Annotated in this window: 13 protein-coding genes and 1 tRNA gene; 5 read left to right on the forward strand and 9 right to left on the reverse strand. The window is 59.2% G+C overall.

Going from position 1 to position 17,105, the window contains the following annotated elements:
- Positions 1 to 63 precede the first annotated feature (63 nt).
- From hxsC to hxsA2, 4 genes are all read right to left on the reverse strand, one after another.
- Positions 64 to 1,272: a His-Xaa-Ser system radical SAM maturase HxsC gene (gene hxsC, locus IGW04_RS16925; RefSeq protein WP_194714264.1), complete on the reverse strand. Its 1,209-nt coding sequence runs from the start codon at positions 1,270 to 1,272 to the stop codon at positions 64 to 66.
- On the reverse strand, positions 1,266 to 2,741 hold the full coding sequence (gene hxsB / locus IGW04_RS16930) for a His-Xaa-Ser system radical SAM maturase HxsB (RefSeq protein WP_194714265.1): 1,476 nt from the start codon (positions 2,739 to 2,741) through the stop codon (positions 1,266 to 1,268). The genes hxsC and hxsB overlap by 7 nt, the downstream gene beginning before the upstream one ends.
- 8 nt (positions 2,742 to 2,749) lie before the next feature.
- A complete protein-coding gene (gene hxsD / locus IGW04_RS16935) occupies positions 2,750 to 3,067 on the reverse strand; it encodes a His-Xaa-Ser system protein HxsD (protein ID WP_194714266.1) in 318 nt (105 codons plus the stop codon).
- Positions 3,068 to 3,207: 140 nt separating this feature from the next.
- A complete protein-coding gene (gene hxsA2, locus IGW04_RS16940) occupies positions 3,208 to 3,495 on the reverse strand; it encodes a His-Xaa-Ser repeat protein HxsA2 (protein ID WP_194714267.1) in 288 nt (95 codons plus the stop codon).
- A 432-nt stretch (positions 3,496 to 3,927) separates the two neighbouring features.
- Between hxsA2 and IGW04_RS16945 the strand changes: the two genes are divergently transcribed.
- Positions 3,928 to 4,068, forward strand: coding sequence for a hypothetical protein (locus IGW04_RS16945; protein WP_194714268.1), 141 nt, complete (start codon positions 3,928 to 3,930; stop codon positions 4,066 to 4,068).
- Between the two features lie 115 nt (positions 4,069 to 4,183).
- Here the strand turns inward: IGW04_RS16945 and IGW04_RS16950 are convergent.
- From IGW04_RS16950 to pepN, 3 genes are all read right to left on the reverse strand, one after another.
- Positions 4,184 to 4,259 (reverse strand) — tRNA-Thr (locus IGW04_RS16950).
- Positions 4,260 to 4,321: 62 nt separating this feature from the next.
- A complete protein-coding gene (locus tag IGW04_RS16955) occupies positions 4,322 to 5,332 on the reverse strand; it encodes a class 1 fructose-bisphosphatase (protein WP_194714269.1) in 1,011 nt (336 codons plus the stop codon).
- A 51-nt stretch (positions 5,333 to 5,383) separates the two neighbouring features.
- On the reverse strand, positions 5,384 to 8,056 hold the full coding sequence (gene pepN / locus IGW04_RS16960; RefSeq protein WP_194714270.1) for an aminopeptidase N: 2,673 nt from the start codon (positions 8,054 to 8,056) through the stop codon (positions 5,384 to 5,386).
- 275 nt (positions 8,057 to 8,331) lie between these two features.
- On the opposite strand from pepN, the gene IGW04_RS16965 reads away from it, so the two are divergent.
- Positions 8,332 to 9,966 (forward strand): leucine-rich repeat domain-containing protein, encoded by a 1,635-nt coding sequence (locus IGW04_RS16965; protein ID WP_194714271.1) that lies wholly within the window; start codon positions 8,332 to 8,334, stop codon positions 9,964 to 9,966.
- A gap of 79 nt (positions 9,967 to 10,045) precedes the next feature.
- Here the strand turns inward: IGW04_RS16965 and IGW04_RS16970 are convergent, their stop codons facing one another.
- Entirely contained in the window at positions 10,046 to 11,776 is a 1,731-nt protein-coding gene (locus tag IGW04_RS16970) for an alkaline phosphatase D family protein (RefSeq protein WP_194714272.1), read from the reverse strand.
- A 413-nt stretch (positions 11,777 to 12,189) separates the two neighbouring features.
- Here IGW04_RS16970 and IGW04_RS16975 point away from each other — a divergent pair, with 413 nt between their 5' ends.
- From IGW04_RS16975 to IGW04_RS16985, 3 genes are all read left to right on the forward strand, one after another.
- A complete protein-coding gene (locus IGW04_RS16975; protein ID WP_194714273.1) occupies positions 12,190 to 13,278 on the forward strand; it encodes an acyltransferase family protein in 1,089 nt (362 codons plus the stop codon).
- A gap of 139 nt (positions 13,279 to 13,417) precedes the next feature.
- Positions 13,418 to 14,173 (forward strand): endonuclease III domain-containing protein, encoded by a 756-nt coding sequence (locus IGW04_RS16980; protein ID WP_194714274.1) that lies wholly within the window; start codon positions 13,418 to 13,420, stop codon positions 14,171 to 14,173.
- 124 nt (positions 14,174 to 14,297) lie between these two features.
- A complete protein-coding gene (locus IGW04_RS16985) occupies positions 14,298 to 15,848 on the forward strand; it encodes a methyl-accepting chemotaxis protein (RefSeq protein ID WP_194714275.1) in 1,551 nt (516 codons plus the stop codon).
- A 75-nt stretch (positions 15,849 to 15,923) separates the two neighbouring features.
- On the opposite strand, the gene IGW04_RS16990 is transcribed toward IGW04_RS16985, so the two are convergent.
- Positions 15,924 to 17,087, reverse strand: a complete 1,164-nt coding sequence (locus IGW04_RS16990; protein ID WP_194714276.1) for a hypothetical protein — start codon at positions 17,085 to 17,087, stop codon at positions 15,924 to 15,926.
- Between the last annotated feature and the right edge of the window lie 18 nt (positions 17,088 to 17,105).

Raw genomic sequence — 17,105 nt, forward strand, 5'->3', positions numbered from 1 at the left:
ATACGAAATCAAAAAGCATATATGTTCAGTGGATATCCGCATTGCGGATATCCTTTTAAGTAGCTATAGAAAAGGGCTGATATTCTCGCTGTGTCTGTACATCACTTGAGTAGAAAAGAAGCCACCACATTCAGATTTTCTTGCGCAACTGCCGCATTGAGGAAGGTATTCATTTTTCCAATCTGAAATAGATTTCCGATAAACGTCTTCAACATCCCGGTTTACCAAGCACAACTGATGGTTGTAAACAGAGCAGTGCATGCCATAAGCGCGAAGAACTTCAATAGCTTCCGACAAGGTATCCCGGTATGTGTAAGGGTCAGCCCAAAGGCTATCGAGATTGGCACGGGTAAAACCGGTAATCTCCAGCCCCATCAACGCGACATGGTCAACGAACAACAGATTGCGAGCAATGAACTCGCAGGTCTGCACCAGCCGAGGAAGCGACTGCTGATGCACCACGACGCGAACTTCGACGCGAACGCCATGGCGTTTGAGATTAAGAATGCCATGAATTGTCTCGTCAAAGGCTCCTTGTGACTGCACGATATAATCGTGACGCACAGGGTCGTCCGAGTAAAGCGGAATACCAAGCTGCAGATCCGGATGCTTCACACGTCCCAATTTTTCGGCGTAAGCCTCATTCTTGAAGCTCCGGCCGTTTGTGAGAACGTCCAGAGACGTACCGGGTAGGCTAACTTTGGCCGTGTTCACGAGTTCAATAAATCTGTCTCCGTAAGTGGTCGGCTCGCCGCCGGTGAATCCAATATTCTCGGTTCCCTGTGGAATCATGCGAATTAACTCGAACGCGTCATCCATCAACCATGAGTCGTCAGCGCTTTTCGGCGGCTGGCTACACATTAAGCAGAGGTGGTTGCAGCGTTCCGTAAGCAAGATAGAATTGTTCGGCGCATTTTTCCGGAAGACCGCGGAAATGCTTTGCCCACTGGGGTTCAGGCGAACGATGTCCCCTTCATCTAAATACCCGTAGTCGCTTGGCAGGAGATAAACATCCAATACTGCATCGGCTATATGTTTTACAAGGTCCAACTCCTCATCCGTCCCGCATAGAAGCAATGCGGAAAAAGGTTTGGAGCTACGAATGGATACTACGAAGTCCTCTGTCAGCTTTCGGACATCGGCGCCTTTGAGCAAGAGCGCAGTTTTCTTACGCAACGCTGCCGGAAGATTTGCATTTCGAGTCACATGCGCCAAGCTTGGGTGCAACGTGGTGGTGTTGCGCGTCTCGACTTTTCCTCTTAATTTCAGCATATATTCGCCCACCTTGTGAATAATCGGCGCACAAACGAATCAGCTTCCATTCTTCGAATGAGCCCTCTGTAAATGTGCATATTACGTTGGCAGAATTCGCTCTCAGGCTTACGCCCGACCATGTCTTGCTGCTGCCCCCAATGGAAAATAGGGTCGGAACCGCACCAAGGCTCAAAGGCGCAGTCATTACACATGGGTGCCGAGTAAGCGAAGCTTTCATCCAACGCTTCTAGGAATGTCTCATTGGTGAAAAGTGTTTGGAAGCTATCGTCAACGGTACCCAGTTTAAACTTTGTGTCCTTCATTTCAGCCAGCATGCGCGCTTCATCGCTGGCGTATACTGCACCGTCATAGTTGTAGACGACTGCCCCTAAGCCAATGCCGGCAGGAGACATCAAGTCGACGTAGCCGGGGTCGCGGCACGTAAGCATTTTGGTCAGAATGGTCGCGGCGTAATATTCGCGAAATTCGATTCCTTGCCGGTTCAGTTCTATGATGTAGTCCAGCGCCTCATCATAGAACTGCAGCCAACGCTCAGCGTTGTAAGCGCGGTAGAACTTCGTTTTAAGGGCAAAACCGTACGGCGATAGCGGACGTAGAAAAATGCCGCTGAATTCCTGCTCCAGATATTCATCAATTATTTCGTGAACTAGAGGAAGGCTCGCTTCGGTGGTAGTCATGAGTGCGCTGACCGACCGACGGCCGAGACGCTGCCGCACCTTGGAAATTCCCGCAATTGTGCGTTCGTAAGAATCGCCACCCGGACGCGGCCGATTTTTGTTATGCAGTTCGCGTGGGCCGTCTAAGGACGTTGAAATGCCGATGTCATGTTCTGCGCAGAAGTTGAGCATTTCATCGTCAATGACCGCCAAATTGGTCGCTGCAATAAAGGTCAACCCCTTGGGCTGGGGCAGATTTTGATTGGCGGCCTTCGCCCTCAGTACTACATACTTCATCATCTCAAAATTTAAAAACGACTCACCGCCTTGGAATTCAATCTTCACTGCGGGGTTGGGAGACTGCAGCACCAAGCCGATGGCTTTTTCCGCATGTTCTCGGCTCATGTCGAAGGTCGCCTTGTCCTCGGACTGCCGGGATACTTGGCAATAGGGACAGGCGTGTTCACACCGAAGGGTAAGCACGAAGATATGAAGTCCCGTCCAGTTCGCTAACTGCTCATGGCGGGTGCGGACCTTAATCGCTAGCAGGTCAGGCGCCATGCGAGAGTGCGCGTCGGTCAGGAAATGCCGCGCGCGTAAGTCGGCATAATGTGGGTCCTCTGCTCGCATTTGCCCGCTTACGAGGCGCTGTAGCGGTTCGCGTTCGATGAGCGCGTATTCCCCAGCGAGGTTGGTAGCAACATAGCGGGAGTCGTCCAGCGCGGTGAAGCGAAATGGCAAAATGTCGTACTGCGCGGGTCGGTCAACCGGGATACGGTTGAAAAACGTCATTGGCTGAAATTTGCTCATACCAATCCTCACACCGCTGGAGCTGCGCCATCCGGCGCAATGAGGCCCGTTTTGGAGAATGCATGCGCCAAGATAAGGTTGCGCACTCCTTCTGTCTGAATGCGTATTTGCTCACGCAACTGCTGGTCGAGTGCTTCGTTACGGAGCAGTTTTCCAAGATGGTCAAGCCCCTCCTCTGACTTCATCCCAAGGGGGCTAGCCGTGACGATGATGCAATTTTTACCGTCTCGTGATTGCAAATTGACTCCAAAAGAAGCGACGGCTGTGAAACGGTGGCAAGCTTTCTGAATCGCCAAAAGCGAAAATGCATTGGCGTCAAATTCCATTACAAGTGGTTCTTTCAAAATATTCTCTGAAAAATGGGATGGATAGTGCCCACGCGTATTGATGGCGGAAGCGGGTGGGAAAAGAACATATGAATGGAAACGCCCCAACTTCTGGGGCGTTTATGCGAGGCTTAGCTGAATTAATACCCCGAACGGTGACTGTGGTGGCTGCTGTGAGACGAATGCGAAGAATGCGAACTATGCCAAGCAAGCATTTGGCCCGCCTCGGAACGCTTCATCATCAGCGAATGCAGTTCTCCATCTTTGACGTAGAAGCTCTCGGTGGTGCCAAGCGCTGCTATGTTGGTGGCAGACGCCGCCTTAATGTTGTCAGTTACAGGGTTATCGGTAGCCACTTTCGCCTCCACTTGGCCGCTTAGTGCAGCCGCAGCTGCAGCAACTGGTATCAAAAATGTGAATTTTTTCATCCTGTCCTCAGTTTTTGTTCGTTAATTTCGTGGTATTGCCGCTCTAGTATATATAACAATATAAATTTGAAACATGATTTTTTGAAACTTTTTATGCAGGAACTAACCGCTCTCGCATCGTTGCTGGCGAGATTCATTCGCGACAATTTCATTGGTTTAAGAGTTGCGAATTATCTATTCTTGCGAGGGGAAACAAGGTAGCGAATTACACGTTTAATATGCGCCATGGGCAAGGTGAGAGCGCAATCGACGGTTTCGATGGGCTTCATTCGAGGTGAGGACCGCTGTCAGAGATGCCATGCTGGCAAAAAAATATGCCTGCATAAGTTGCGTAAAATACAAAACATATTCCAAAAAGTGGAAGTGTCGTTTCTCCGACCTAAGTTTGTGGAAACAAAGGTACTGCATTGAATATTGTTAAACGGATTTCGCATGTATGTGCTGGAAAATATAAAATTTCCCAATGCCAATGCCAATGTAAATGCATCGTATCGACTCCGTTACCCGTTGGGGCAGGTGAGCATGCCAATTGCAGGCCAGGCCGATGCTGATGCTGAAAGTACAAACTTATAACAGCCAACGACTTGCTTCGTCGGCTGCAATCCCAAAATGGGTTACACAGTAGTTACACGGAGACCAGAAAGCAAAAAGCCCAACCTTGTGGGCTGGGCTAAATGCTTGATTCTATTGGTGCTGATGAGACGAATCGAACGTCCGACCTACTGATTACGAATCAGTTGCTCTACCGACTGAGCTACATCAGCGAAGACGCGTATTCTAACAAGAAATCCGCGCAACTTGCCACATCAATCTTGATCCGCGCGGATCAGGCGTCGCGGTGGTAGGACGTTACCAGGTCCACCTCGTTCTTCGAGCCCAGGAAAACAGGCACGCGCTGGTGCAGCTTTTCGGGCTGGATGTCCAGGATGCGCTGCTTGCCGTCGGTGGCGGCGCCGCCGGCCTGCTCGACGATGAAGGCCATCGGGTTGGCTTCGTACATCAGGCGCAGCTTGCCTGGCTTGTCCGGGTCGCGGGCGTCGGCCGGGTACATGAAGACGCCGCCGCGGGTCAGGATGCGGTGCACGTCGGCCACCATCGAGGCGATCCAGCGCATGTTGAAGTCCTTGCCGCGTGGGCCCGTCTTGCCGGCCTGCATTTCGTCAACGTAGCGCTTGACCGGCGCATACCAGTGGCGGGCGTTGGAGGCGTTGATCGCGTATTCCTTGGTATCTTCCGGAATCTTCGCCTCTTTCTGCGTCATCACCCAGGAACCCATCTCGCGGTCCAGCGTGAAGGACTGCACGCCGTTGCCGGTGGTGAGCACCAGCACGGTCTGCGGGCCATACACCGCGTAACCGGCGGCGACCTGCTGGCTGCCGGGCTGCAGGAAGGCGGCTTCGGTCGGGACCGTCATGCCGTGCGGCGCCTTCAGCACCGAGAAAATGGTGCCGATCGAGACGTTGACGTCGATGTTGGACGAGCCGTCGAGCGGATCGAACAGCAGCAGGTACTCGCCCATCGGGTAGCGGTTGGGAATCGGGTGGATGGTTTCCATTTCCTCGGAAGCCATCGCGGCCAGGTGGCCGCCCCATTCATTGGCCTGCAGCAGGATGTCGTTGGAAATGATGTCCAGCTTCTTCTGGATCTCGCCCTGCACGTTTTCGCTCTCGGCTTCGCTGGTGCCCAGCACCTCGCCCAGCGCGCCCTTGCCCACCGCGTGGCTGATGGTCTTGCAGGCGCGCGCGACGACTTCGATCAGAAGCCGCAGTTCGGCGGGAATGGTGTTGTGCAGGCGCTGCTCTTCGATAAGGTGCTGGGTCAGGCTGATACGTTTCATGTTGGCTTTCTTGACGGCGTTAATCGTTAATCGTTGATCACTGACTGGTGATCATTCATCGGCGGCGAGTGCCTTGCTGACCACTTCATAGACATCCTTGGACAGGCGCGGCGTGGCGGCGACCCGCTGCAATGCTTCCTGCATCTGCTCCTGCAGCGCCGGCGCGTACTTGCGCCAGCGATCCAGCGTGCGCGCAAGGCGGGCGGCAACCTGCGGGTTCAGGGTGTTCAATGCAATCACCTGCTCGGACCAGAACAGGTAGCCGCTGCCGTCGGCGGCATGGAATTGCGCCGGGTTGCCGTTGCAGAAGCTGAAGATCAGGCTGCGCGCCCGGTTCGGGTTCTTCAGGCTGAAAGCCGGATGCTTCATCAGCCTGCGCACCGCATTGACGTCGGTGGCGGGCGCCATGGCCTGCAGCGAGAACCACTTGTCGATCACCAGCGGCTCATCCTCGAATTCGCTGTAGAAGCGCTCCAGCGCATCCTTCCTGCCGGGAGCGCTGCTGTTCTGCAGCGCGGCCAGCGCGGCGATGCGGTCGGTCATGTTGCCGGCCTGGTCGTACTGTGATTGCGCAATCGCGTGGCTGTCGGTGTCGTCCAGTTCGGCCAGGTATTGCAGCGCAACGTTCTTCAGGCCGCGCTTGCCGGCCGACAGCGCATCCGGGCTGTAGTCGCCGGGCGTCTGGTTCAGCTGGTGCAGCTGCACCAGCTCGTTGCGCAGGGTGCGCGCCAGCAGGCGGCGCATGAACTGGCGGGCGGTGTGGATGGCCTGCGGGTCGATCACGTCCATCTGCTCGGCCAGCACGCCTTCGCTGGGCAGGGTCAGCACCAGTTCGCGGAAGGCCGGGTCCAGCGTGCTGTCGGCCAGGGTCTTGTGCAGCGCCGCCGCATAGGTTTCCAGGTTGGCGGTGGATTCGCGCATCGGTTCCTGGTTCTGCACCATGCGGGTCAGGCTCAGCAGCCGGCGGGTGGCCAGGCGCTGGCCGGCTTCCCAGCGGTTGAACGGGTCGCTGTCATTGGCCATCAGGAAGGCCAGTTCCGCGTCGCTGTATTCATAGTCCAGCACCACCGGCGCGGAAAAGTCGCGCAGCAGCGAAGGCACCGGCTTTTCCGGCACGCCGACGAAGCGGAAGGTCTGGCTTTCCCCGGTCAGTTCCAGCACGCGGGTGGTCGGCGCGTCGGCCACATCCTCGCCTTCTGCCGTCAGCGGCAGATCGGCGCCGACGGCATCCAGCAGGCCGACCTTGACCGGGATATGGAACGGCAGCTTGGTCTTCTGGCCGGGCGTGGGCGGACAGGACTGGCTCAGCGTGATGTCGTAGGTGCGGCTCTCTTCGTCGTAGCGGGTCTTGACGGTCACGCGCGGCGTGCCGGCCTGGCTGTACCAGCGCTCGAACTGGTCGAGGTTGCGGCCGTTGGCATCGGCCATCGCGGCGCGGAAGTCGTCGCAGGTCACGGCCTGGCCGTCATGCCGCTGGAAGTACAGGTCCATGCCCTTCCTGAAGCCGTCGCGGCCCAGCAGGGTCTGGTACATGCGCACCACCTCGCTGCCCTTCTCGTAAATGGTGACGGTGTAGAAGTTGCTGATCTCGACATAGCTGTCGGGCCGCACCGGGTGCGCCATCGGGCCGGCATCTTCCGGGAACTGGGCCTGGCGCAGCACCCGCACGTCGTCGATGCGCTTGACCGCGCGGCCGCTCTCGGTGCCCACCATGTCGGCGGAGAATTCCTGGTCGCGGAACACGGTCAGGCCTTCCTTGAGCGACAGCTGGAACCAGTCGCGGCAGGTGACGCGGTTGCCGGTCCAGTTGTGGAAGTACTCGTGGCCGACCACGGCTTCGATGTTGGCGTAATCGGCATCGGTGGCGATGCGGGAATTGGCCAGCACATACTTGGTGTTGAAGATGTTCAGGCCCTTGTTTTCCATCGCGCCCATGTTGAAGTCGCCGACGGCGACGATCATGAAGCGGTCCAGGTCAAGCTCCAGGCCGAAACGCTCCTCGTCCCAGCGTATGCTGTTCTTCAGCGAGTCCATTGCATGCTGGGTCTTGTCGAGGTTGCCCTCCTCCACCCACACCTGCAGCAGCACCTCGCGGCCCGACTGCAGGGTATAGCGTTCCTCCTGGCAGACCAGGTTGCCGGCCACCAGCGCGAACAGGTAGGACGGCTTCATGAACGGGTCTTCCCACAGCGCGTAATGGCGGCCGTCGCCCAGGTCGCCTTCCTCGATCAGGTTGCCGTTGGACAGCAGCACCGGATACTTCTGCCGGTCGGCGCGCAGCATCACGGTGTAGCGCGCCATTACATCTGGCCGGTCGGGAAAGTAGGTGATCTTGCGGAAGCCCTCGGCCTCGCACTGGGTAAAGAAATTGCCGTTGGACACATACAGGCCCATCAGCGAGGTATTGGCGTCGGGATGCAGCGCGGTCTCGATTTCCAGCGTGACATTCTCTGGCGCATCCGGGATCACCAGTTCGCCGCCGTTCAGGCGATAGGCGCGACGGTTCAGGAGCTTGCCGTTCATGCGCAGCGCCACCAGTTCCAGGGTGTCGCCATGCAGCACAATATCGTTGGCGCGGCCATCGGGATTGCGGGTCATGGTCAGGCGCGCCGCGACCCGGGTCAGCTTGGGATCGAGGTCGAAGCCCAGTTCGACGGTTTCTACACGGTAGTTCGACGCGGCATAGTCGCTGCGATAGATTGCCTGGGAAGTATCGGTTCGCATGGGATGTCGGGACGGGTGAAAAGGCGAACGGGCATTTTACCAATGCACGGCGGGCGTGCATTGATTTTATGGCCATCCCTTGCGGCAATGCGGGGGCTAGTCTGGCTGGTGGGAAAGGCGGCTTCGCATGCGCTTTCCGGAAAATGCGCATCGGGCTTGCCCTGCCATTAGGCGTGCGAACAAGGAACATCGCCTGGGGCAGGCGTACTTACCGCCTCGTCCTCCAGGTCTTTCAGTCTTCTTTTTTAAATCCCACCATATGCAGGAGCCAATTCATGCAACCCGTCAGTCCACGCACCAGAAACAACCAAACGTATGACAACACCGAAGCAGGGAACTTATCATCCAGCGAACAGCGCACGAGCGCAGGTACCTGCAAGGAGGAAAAACCGCCCCGTCCTCCCTTGCGCAGGCATCCAGCGACTTACGAAGGGCTAAATCAGCCAAAATGGCTTACAGCCTTCATGGAAGGCAACGTGCCGCCCTATCGGAAAAGAGAGGACATCGCCAAGTTTTTATGGAAAGAGAGCGGCACAAAAGAGCCTTTCGAAGCGTGGGATAAAAAGCCCGATAGTGAGGAAGCTATTCACGAGTATTGGGAGAACAGCCAATCTCTTGAGCGCTGGTGCATTGACAATAATGAGCCGGCAGCCCTGCTCTGGCTGCTTGAAACATCAAATATGCACCAGCTGCACTGGAATTTAAACGCGATTTCCAATGAAGACGCAGCTGTCTGGTTTGAAGCAATAGCAAAGGATGTGAACATTACCACCTTGTTTTTCAACAACGCGACGCTTGATGGGGAAATGGCGAAGTTGTTCGAAAGTTGCCTAAGCAGAAAAAAGAATCTTGTCGACCTTGCCCTCCGAAATGTTCACATTCCCCAAACGCCTTCCGGCGCATGCAGCGGATTCCTTCTGGCGAACGGGATCGCGGCTAATCAAGGTTTGAAAGCGCTTTTCCTGGCAGGCTCCGATATCGAGGAGACGGATTGGATATTTCTTATGGAAAAAATTCGTAATCACAGCAGTCTCCGTGTTGTCCATATCAGCAATGTCGCCATAACGAAGAAACAGCTAACGGTCATTATTGATAACATTAATTTAAATCCCCACATCCAGGAGCTTCATTTTTCCCACGTCAAATTGGATTCAAAGCAGGCTCAGGTTATCGCCAATTTCCTTTCCAACAATTCGTCTTTGAAAATACTAGCGATTGAAAATGCTGATCTCGAGGCGGCTAGCGGTTGCCTGATCGCCGAGGGGTTGGTCAACAATACTTCGCTTACCGAACTGAATCTTTCCGAAAACAAGCTGAACGAAGAATTCGCCGCCACATGCGCCACGCTTCTGCAAAAAAACAATCATCTTGAAACGCTCATTCTGAGTGTGAACAAGCTAGGCGACAAAGGCGCCGAAGCACTTGCAAACGCATTGCGGACAAACGAAAAGCTTTCTTATCTGTGCCTTCAGTCGAATAACATCGGTGAAAAGGGAGGGCTGTCGATTGCCAACATGCTGGCCTCGAATCCTTCGCTTTCCCAGATGTTCATTTCCAACAATGCTTGCGGGCCGAATGTAGTCAAGGAATTGTCGCTTAGCCTGCAAACCAACTCGTCGCTTCAGTACCTGCAGCATTCCGAATGCGGATTCGAAGAAAAGGATGTGGAGTTCATTGGCCAGGTCGTGACACGCAACACGGAAACACACGCCAGCAGAGACCACGACGCCATACTGTTTAGCCGTTCTGGCGCCGGTCCGGGAGGCTGGCTCCCCCCTGAAATCAGCTACCAGATCATGAACTATCTGCGGATGCAATCGGCCAACAGGGACGAATACGAATCAACTGCCACCGCCATAGAGCTTGCGATCAACGCCATGAAGGTACCGCCACAGGAAAAAGCCAGTTGAAAACTTGCCTTGCTGACGGTCAGCGCCGCGTTCCTCACGACCTGACAGGTGCCCGCATGAAGCCAGACGTCTTACCGCCTCAGGGCGCCGGCGCCGGCGGGTTGGGCCGCGGCGCGGTCTGTACGCCATCGCTGACGTGGTTGGCGCCGGCCAGCACCTGCACCGCGCGGCCGAAGGCCTGGTTGGCGCTGCGGCCGGCGATGGTGTCGACATACCACCATTCCGCCACCACGCGGCTGGCATTGATGTCGAGCAGCATGTAGCCGCGCTTGTCGAGTTCGACGTACTTGACATGCGGGTTGACCAGCTTCACCGCCGCGGCGATGGCGCCGCGCTCGTCATCGACCGCGGGTGAGGTGACCGAGGTGGCGATCAGCTCCACGCCATGCGAGCCGGCGCCGGTGTCGGCGTTGTAGCCACCTTGGGCAACATTGCCGTTGTTCGGGTCCTGTGTGAGGTCGGCGGCCCATGCGCTGTGGATGTCGCCGGTGAGGATTACCACATTGCCTACCGCCGGCGCGCCGGCGCTGCCCTTCAGGATATTGAAGACACGGTCGCGCGCCGGCTGGTAGCCGTCCCACTGGTCGGGGTTGAGAAAGGTGCCGCCATCGGGCAGCACGCCGGGCCTGGCCTTTAACTGCGCAAACATCACGCCCTGCCCGACCAGCTTCCATGTGGCGCCAGAGCCGCGCAGGCGCTCGGCCAGCCAGCCCTCCTCTTCCGTACCCAGCATCTGGCGCGCCGGGTCGGCGAAGGCGCCCGTCTGGGTGAAGGTGCTCGCACCAAGGATGGTGTTGATGTTGATATCGGGCGTCGGCTGCGCCTGCTGCGAGCGGGCATTGAAGCGCTCTTCCAGCATGATCAGGTCGGCCAGCTTGCCCAGCGCAAAGCTGCGGTTATTCTTTTTCAGGTTGGCCGGATCGACTACCCGCACCGGCATCCATTCATAGTAAGCCTGCAGCGCGGCGGCCACGCGCGCGCTCCAGCTGCCTTCCACGCCTTCGGTATGGTTTTGCGCGCCGCCGGCCCAGGCATCATTGGCCACCTCATGGTCATCCCAGATTGCCACCATCGGGTGCTGGCGATGCACTTCCTGCAAGTCGGCATCGCGCTTGTACTGGGCATGCCTTGTACGGTAATCCGCCAGCGTGATGGCCTCGGTGGCAGGCTCGTAGGACCGCAGGCTGCCGTACTGGCCGTTGCCGTATTCATAGATGTAATCGCCCAGGTGCACCACCAGATCGAGGTCGGCACGCTCGGCGACGCGGCGATAGGCATTGAAGAAGCCGTGGGCCAGGCTGGCGCAACTGGTCACGGCGATGCGAAGGTTGGCCGTATCGCCGGCAGGCAGGGTCCTGGTGCGGCCGACCGGCGACTGGCCGCCGGATGCGGAAAAGCGGTAGTAATAACTGGTGCCGGGCTGCAGCCCGCCGACGTCGACCTTGACGGTGTAGTCGCGGCTGGCATCGGTGCTGATGCTGCCGCGCCTGACCACATTGGCCAGGGCCGGGTCGGTGGCCACCACGTAATCGACGCTGACCGCGGCATTGCCGGCCGGGCTGACCCGCGTCCAGAGCAGCACCGCATCGGACAGCGGATCGCCGCTGGCCACGCCATGCAGGAACTGGTTGCCGCCGGAAGGCGTCGCGCCGCCGGTGCCGGTGTTGCCGGTGTTGCCGGCGTTATCGTCGTCCCTGCCACCGCAGGCATCGAGCAGCGGTATGGCCAGCATGGCGGCGCCGGTGCGCTTCAGGAAATCGCGGCGGCTGGGGCCGCGACGGCGGGGCTTGAGATTGCGGGGGCGTCCCATGGCATTTCCTTCCGAAGCGACGCGGCCGGGGCATCCATCCGTTCCGGCCTGCCCGTGTGCCGCTTTCCAATGATGGCGCGAGCCCCAACGCTAGCCTGCCTGCAATGAACCCGGTTTAAGCCCGCGCAAAGGGCGTGGCATGCGGCTTGCGACGCACTGGCCTGGCTCGCCGGCGGCATTGCATCGCCCCGGCATGAGCGTGCATGAGAGGCTGGTCAGGGGATAAGGCTGCAATTCGATGTCATCGGTCCGGGAGCGGCATGCGCCGTTGCATGCGGCATTGCCGTGGCGCATCCACGGCAATGCAATGGCGAATCGATCAATATCCCTGTCCAAGGCAGTCACTGCTTGTCTGAACAACAAGTAAGCTTTGGCGCTTCATCGACCTGTGATCATTTGTCCCCAAAGAAACAATGCCGCTGAACTTTTCTTCTTACCTGGACGTGGTTCGCTTCCTGGCTGCCATGGTGGTCTTCCTCGGCCATGCCTCCGGCATCCACTGGACTGCCGGATTGCTCTGGCAGCTGGGTGACTATGGCGACACCTGCGTGGTGATCTTCTTCGTGCTGTCGGGCTTCGTGATTGCCTATGTCACCGATGTAAAGGAGCGCACCTGGCAGGCCTATCTGAACAGCCGCGCGTCGCGGCTATGGTCGGTCGTGCTGCCGGCGCTGGCGCTGACCTTCGTGATCGACTGGTTTGGCGTGCGGGTGGCGCCGGCGCTTTACCTCGGACAGCCGTGGTTTGCAGGCGACCATCTGCCGTTGCGCTATCTCGCTTCCCTGCTGATGCTGCAGGAAGTCTGGCATCTCAAGCTGGTGCCGGGCATCAATGCGCCCTTCTGGTCGCTCAGCTATGAAGCCATCTATTACCTTCTGTTCGGCATCATCTTCTTTTCGAAACGGCCGGTGCGGTGGTTGTGGGTAGCGCTGCTGCTGGCGCTTTCCGGCCCGGTGATCGCGGCGCTTTTCCCGCTATGGGGCCTGGGCTTCCTGGCCTACCGGTTCTGCAAGAAAAGAACGCTGCCCAAGGCATGGTGCTGGCTGCTGGCCATCGCCGGGCTGATCCTTCTGGTGGCGTCGCCGCATGTGCGCTACCTGGCGCCGGCACAGTTGCGCATCATGGATGAGGAGATCGTCGGCCGCTATATCGATGCGCTTGCCTTCCTGATGCATCTGATCGGCGTATACGGACTGGCAAACGCCTTCCCGGAACTGCCCGGCCGCCTGCGATCGATGATCACGACCGTGGCTGCCACCACGTTCCCGCTCTATCTGCTGCATCGGCCGCTGATCCAGTTCTTCAGCTATGCCGGGCCGGAAGATCCGTCGGGCTGGCAACGCAGGGCGCTTGTGATCGTCGGCACCCTGCTTCTGGTATTCATCGCAACGCCGCCAATTGAAAGATTCCGCCTGTTCCTGAAGGCAGTTTTGAACGGCCTTCTGCAACGGGCAAGGATTCGCAGGCAGCATGCAGCCATGTCCGCCCGCTCAGGCAATTGAGCGTGGGGGCGCCTGGCAGGTTTGACGGCAAGCAAGGCAAGCGTCCGATGCAAACGCAGCAAGGGCAGGCAGGGAAACGAATCTTCCGTGCGCAAGTCTATGCTGAGGCCGTTATTCCTTCTGCCATGGAAAGAACCGCATGCCCGCTTCCTCCCTATCGTCAGACCTGCAGGCCAAGGCGCTGGAAATCCACCAGCGGCTGTGCGGACACTATCATTGCCCCATCAAGTACTTCCACACCATCGATCCGCTCAGTGAGCTGGTGTCATCGCTGCTGTCGCACCGCACGCTGAACCGCGACTCCGGCCTGGCATTCCGGGCGCTGCGCGAGCGCTTTGCCAACTGGGAAGCAATGCGCGACGCGCCAGTGGCCGAGGTGCAGGAAGCCATCACCGCCTGCACCTGGCCGGAACAGAAGGCGCCACGCATCCAGCAGGTGCTGCGTGAAGTGACCGCGCGCGGCAATGGCGTGATGTCGCTGGAATTCCTGCGCGACTGGCCGGTGGCAGAGGCCCGCGCCTGGCTGGAAAGCCTGCCGGGCGTCGGCCCCAAGACCAGCGCGGCGGTGCTGTCCTTCAGCAACCTGCGCGGCAGGGCGCTGCCGGTGGACAGCCATCATCATCGGGTGGCTGCCAGGCTCGGGCTGATCCCGGCCAACATGGCGGTCGGGCCGTCGCACCGCGTGCTGGAAGCGCAGCTGCCGCCGCAATGGGACGCGCAGCAGGTCTACGACAATCACCAGGTGCTGATGCGGCACGGCAAGGACACCTGCACCTGGCGCGCGCCGCGCTGCAGCGCCTGCATCCTTCTCGACCTGTGCCCGCATGGCCAGGCGCGCCTCGGAACGGCCGGCGCCCGGAAGCTGGCGGAACAGGGCAGCGACCAGCCGACTTAAGTTTCCTTTTTTCATGCCGTTTACCCTGTACCACAAGGCAGGGCCGGCACTGGCGGCCCCATGCCGCGTTATTTTTTCGACATCCGCCCGGGCCATGCGCCCGGGTTTTCATTACGAGTGCTCCATGAATGTCTTGCAGAACATGAAAGTCGGCCGTCGCCTTGCATTGGGCTTCGGCCTTTTGCTGGCGCTGTCGATCCTGATTACCCTGATCGGTGTGATGAAGCTGGCCGCGGTCGGCCAGGCTTCGCGGGAAATGATGGCGCTGCCCCTGATCAAGGAAAGGCTGATCAGCGACTGGAACAGGAACATCAGCAATGCGGTGGTGCGCACCACCGCCATCTCGAAGAGCGCGGATCCGGCCCTGGCCACCTTCTTCAAGGAAGATGCGGCCGAAACCACCCGAAGCTCCAGCGAGTTGCTCAAGAAGATCGAGCCGCTGCTGGCAGACGAGGACGAGAAAGCGCTGTACGCAAAGATCACCGGGGTGCGCAAGAGCTATGCCGCCGCGCGTGACGAGGTGATGGCGAAGAAGGCCGGCGGCGACGCCGACGGCGCGGCCCGGGTGCTGGAAGAAAGCTACCTGCCCCAGGCGAAGCTGTACAGCAAGCTGACCGGCGAACTGCTGCAGATGCAGCGCGACCATCTCGATCTCAAGGCGGCTGAAATACTGGGCATCGAACGCGCCAGCCGCAGGCAGATGATGGCGCTGGCCGCGGCAGGCGTGCTGCTTGCCGTATTGTGCGCCTGGTTCATGACCATCAGCATTACCCGCCCGATGGCCACGGCGGTGGCGGCTGCGCGCAGGGTGGCCGCTGGCGACCTGACCGGCGAGATCGAGGTGCGGTCTGCCGATGAAGCCGGCGAACTGCTGCATGCATTGAAGGACATGAACGGCAACCTGCTGCGTATCGTGTCGCAGGTGCGGCGCGGCACAGAAACGATGTCGACCGCGTCGAGCGAGATCGCGGCCGGCAACCTCGACCTGTCGGCCCGCACCGAGCAGCAGGCCAGCGCACTGGAAGAAACCGCGTCGTCGATGGAAGAGCTGACATCGACCGTGCGCCAGAATGCCGAGAATGCGCGCCAGGCCAATCAGATGGCGATCAGCGCGGCCGATGTAGCGGCACAGGGCGGCGTGGTGGTGTCGCAGGTGGTCGATACCATGGCCTCGATCGACGCCTCTTCCAAGCGGATTGTCGACATCATCGGCGTGATCGATGGCATCGCCTTCCAGACCAACATCCTGGCGCTGAACGCGGCGGTGGAGGCGGCCCGCGCCGGCGAGGAGGGCCGCGGCTTCGCAGTGGTGGCGAGCGAGGTCAGGAGCCTGGCGCAGCGCTCCGCCGCGGCGGCCCGCGAGATCAAGGAATTGATCAGTGAATCGGTGGCGCGGGTGGGCGACGGCGCGGAACTGGTGCATCGGGCCGGCGGCACCATGGAGGAAGTGGTGACCAGTGTACGGCGGGTGACCGACATCATGGCCGAGATCAGCGCCGCCAGCAATGAGCAGAGCGCCGGCATCGAGCAGGTCAATCAGGCCATTGCGCAGATGGACCAGGTAACCCAGCAGAATGCGGCGCTGGTGGAACAGGCTTCGGCGGCGTCGGCCTCGATGCATGAGCAGTCGCAGCTGCTGGCGCAGGCAGTCAGCGAGTTTCGCATCGGCGGCTGAGACGCAACGAGGTCGCCGGCATCAACTGCTGGCGGCCGCCAGGCGTCCGGCCTGGCGGCCCTGCTGCCGTGACGGCTACAGCGCGCCCAGCAGGTCTTTCCAGAGCAGGGTTTGGGAGGCTGCATAGCTTCCATCGCTGCGCGTCGCCTGTACGGCCAGGCGCGCAAGGAAGGCGGGGACAAGCCCTCCGGATTTTTCCGCCTCCAGGGTGGCATTGCTATCCGCGCCGGTGATGGTCATCTGCCCGGAAGAAGGATAGACATCCACCTGGCGGATGCCATCCGCCGGCGGCGCGCCATCCGGCGGCGTAACCGGAATCGCGTCCTCGATATTGACCGTGAAAGGCTTGCCGGTGGAGACGCCGACAAGCAGCGTACCCTCATCAAGCTTGATGGTGCTAAAGGCGAAGTTGCCGCCGAAGGAAAGATCGTCGCCGGATTTGCGGATGTCAGCCCGGTAGTCCCGCAGCACAAGTTCCTGCGCTGCCCTGCCCGGCGCCTGCTGCTTAAGCCGCAGCTCCTTGCCCGTTGCGGCAAGCACCTGGCTGTCGCTTGCGGACTGGCTGATGCTGACCTCCGTATCGCCGTTCAGGCTTTCGGTGCCGGTGTCGGAGACCGTGACCAGATTGTCGTAGCGGACCGCAATGACGCCGGACCAGACCGAATCGGGGCCTGGGATGCCGCTCATCTGCTTCACCGACAGGCTCATATTGCCGTTGATGAGATCGCCGGCGACATCGGAGGAGCCGTCCGGACGCCGGCAATTTTCCGTGACGACCCTGACCTCATCGCCTTGCGTCAATCGGTTCTGGTTTGCCATCGCGCCCGAAAGGGTGATCGAGCCGCCGAATTCGCAGTCGAATTTCTGCGCAACGCCTGCCGCCAGCTGGAAGCCTGCCAATTTCATCGCGAGGCCAGGCAACGGGACCGCAGCATTGCCGACGTCCGCATCGCTGCCTGGCATGCCGGGAAGCTCAAGCGCGCCCGGAAAGTCCGCGGTGGCGACACCGATGCCCTCGGCGACTTCGGCCAGGCTTTCCAGTGCCCGGTAGGAGGATGCGACGAGGTAGGCGAAATTCGTCGCTGTGATGGGGGAACGAAGCGGCGTCAACGGGACTGGGTCTTTACCAGCGTTAGCGCTGTCGGCATTGCCGCTGCTGCTTCCCCCGCAGCCGCACAGCAATGCTGCGAAACCAAGACAGGCAGTGCGAAACAAATCCCGATACAAGTTTTTTATCATTGCATTCCTCGCATGTAA

The sequence above is a fragment of the Noviherbaspirillum soli genome, assembly GCF_015352955.1.
GTDB classification, from domain to species: Bacteria; Pseudomonadota; Gammaproteobacteria; order Burkholderiales; family Burkholderiaceae_D; genus Noviherbaspirillum_A; species Noviherbaspirillum_A soli.